This window comes from Candidatus Zixiibacteriota bacterium, assembly GCA_021159005.1.
Taxonomy (GTDB): Bacteria; Zixibacteria; MSB-5A5; order UBA10806; family 4484-95; genus JAGGSN01.
Genome location: JAGGSN010000157.1, coordinates 1 through 2,363, shown reverse-complemented (window position 1 = coordinate 2,363; position 2,363 = coordinate 1). Strand labels below are relative to the sequence as shown.

Annotated in this window: 5 protein-coding genes; 2 read left to right on the top strand and 3 right to left on the bottom strand. The window is 47.4% G+C overall.

Features of this window, described 5'->3' with window-relative positions; genetic code table 11:
* A partial coding sequence (locus J7K40_10295) for a hypothetical protein (GenBank protein MCD6162788.1) occupies positions 1–356 on the bottom strand: 356 nt, incomplete at its 3' end.
* A gap of 179 nt (positions 357–535) precedes the next feature.
* On the opposite strand from J7K40_10295, the gene J7K40_10290 reads away from it, so the two are divergent.
* Together J7K40_10290 and J7K40_10285 are read left to right on the top strand one after the other, a co-directional pair.
* Entirely contained in the window at positions 536–679 is a 144-nt protein-coding gene (locus J7K40_10290) for a hypothetical protein (GenBank protein MCD6162787.1), read from the top strand.
* Positions 680–1,057: 378 nt separating this feature from the next.
* Complete coding sequence (locus tag J7K40_10285; protein MCD6162786.1) at positions 1,058–1,201, top strand: hypothetical protein; 144 nt, start codon at positions 1,058–1,060, stop codon at positions 1,199–1,201.
* A 47-nt stretch (positions 1,202–1,248) separates the two neighbouring features.
* Here J7K40_10285 and J7K40_10280 read toward each other — a convergent pair whose 3' ends face one another.
* Together J7K40_10280 and J7K40_10275 are read right to left on the bottom strand one after the other, a co-directional pair.
* The gene (locus J7K40_10280) at positions 1,249–1,539 is read right to left on the bottom strand and encodes a hypothetical protein (GenBank protein MCD6162785.1); all 291 of its coding nucleotides are present in this window, start codon (positions 1,537–1,539) and stop codon (positions 1,249–1,251) included.
* Between the two features lies 1 nt (position 1,540).
* Positions 1,541–2,363, bottom strand: an 823-nt coding sequence (locus J7K40_10275) for a hypothetical protein (GenBank protein ID MCD6162784.1), incomplete at its 5' end; no start/stop codon positions are given.

The following is a 2,363-nucleotide window of genomic DNA, read 5'->3' as shown; positions in this document are numbered from 1 at the left end:
TTCTGCCCGATCTCATCGACAACTGCCTCAGCAATCGTCCACTCGACGTTCGCAAGACCAAGGAAATATGACGGAGAGTCGTGCTCGAAAACAGACATCGATGAATACATCGCTTCGGCGGTTTCCTTGCACCAGTTTGTATCAATAATCGCATCGATCTGTTTATCGCGTATATTCGATACTGATTCCGTTTCATTGATGATGTGTATTATGGTTTCAGGGACATCGATTGTCACTGGACCAAGCTTGATGGTAGTGCCCATACCACAAGAACGGCGAAGGTTTTCCTGCACCGCTTTCATAGCAGCCCAGCAAGTATCAGCGTTCGATCTATCCTGCACAGAATCTTCGGTCATGGTAGTACATATACCGGCGATCTGTATTTAAGACTTCCGAGCGCAAACTATCAAAAAATGTATAACATTGTTAGACACAGGTATTTATACTCCGGGTATCAGAGCTATGTTTGTTCAATAAACGGGACTGCATCAAACACGTGGTATGCATATAGACCCGTAAACAGGAGACATACACAATGGCAAGCACAGAAGCAGCAAAAGCAAAGTACTCACACAAGGTGTGCGTGAACTTCCTCGGCATCAATGCAAACGGATGCGAGAAGGCGTTCGATACGCTACTCGCGAACATGAAGGCTGGGTACGAAGCTCTCGCGAAGTAGCGAGAGTGCATTTGAACGAGAGGGATAGATATGGCATCAACCGCAGCCGCAAAGGCAAAATACTCACACAAGGTGTGCGCGAACTACCTTGGCATATCGACAGCGGGATGCGACAGGGCGTTTGCGGACATGCTGGCAAACATGCGCAGAGGGTATGAGGCTCTCAAGCGACAACCTCTCGAACGATAATCGACGACATGGGAGACTAAACACATGGCAAGCACAGCAGCGGCAAAAGCAAAGTACTCACACAAGGTGTGCAAGAACTTTCTGGGCATCCGGGTTACGGGGTGCAACAGGGCGTTCGATTCGCTCATCGCCAACATGAAGGCTGGGTACGAAGCTCTCGCGAAGTAATTCAAACGGAGGTATAACAACATGGCAAGCACAGAAGCAGCAAAAGCAAAGTACTCACACAAGGTATGCGCGAACTTCCTCGGCATCAATGAAGCTGGATGCGACAAGGCGTTCGAGACACTGGTCGCGAACATGAAGGCTGGGTACGAAGCTCTCGCGAAGTAGAGCACAGCAATCGATCCCACAATTTTGTGGGATCTCACATTCTTTTTTTAGCTGATTTCGTCATAAAACGAATCGTCGCCATTTTCAGGTGGTTTAGTGACTGGTTCATCATCCGAATCAGTAACCTGTGCAGAGTCCGATGTGATTTTATCGATTGCGGCACGATAGTTGTCGGCGAACCTGTTGAAATCTTGTCCCATTATCGCCTTCACCAGCGATATTTTAGCATCACCAAACTTGAATACCAGCTTGATCGATTTTATGCAGTTCTTCTTGTCTAAACCGTCACATGCGCCGGCTTCAATCATCTTATCGAGTAGTATGTCCTCTGTTATCATTTTATGTCTCCTCGTCAATCAATGCTTTCTCTAAATACTTTGCGATCTCAAGTGCTTCGGGGATTGCTCCCAGCTCTCTGTCCACGATCTTCTGACATTCTTCATACAGAGGCTTTCGCACAGCATCAGTCTCCTTTAACTTTGTAAACGTAGTTAAAAACTGTTGTGACAAGTTCACGATTCTCTCGGGCTTTTCACTTTGTGTAGCGACAAACAACTTGCATACGATCTCCGTCAACTCAGGAAATGCCACACCGTCGAAAAGCATCAGGAACTCCTCGAACATAGCGTTGATTATCATCGCGGGTCTATTGAGGATGATTCCGACACCGATTGGTGCAAATACGTAAGTGACCACATCCCACCCTCTGTCTGCCAGTTCTTTTATCTGACTGCGCGGGATTTTCTTTGCGACTTCAGCGAATTCTTCAGTGAATTCTTCAATTCGCTCTGCGATTGGCGCTGCCGCTTTGCGAAGTTTTTCGATGTAGTTAAGAAGCTTCGTCGCGCTGGCTTCTGGAAGGTACGCGAATATTATCAGCATCCGCGTTTCGTCCATCTCCTCAATATCGACAGCAATCGAATCGTATACTTTTTCGACCGATGTTCCGACCGCCAATGGGTTCTTTATCTGGTTGAGGATCTCTTCTTCCTTCGACGAAAGCACAACGTCTTCTATCGGCACGGGGTCGTTGATGAGCGGGACTTTTACCATATTAGGGGTTTTCGTCTTTCGGATGCGCTCGGGGAGCTCGATGGTGATGTCATTATCTCTTTTGGCACGCGGCTTCTTCGCAGGTTTCTTCTTCGCAGGTTTCTTCTTC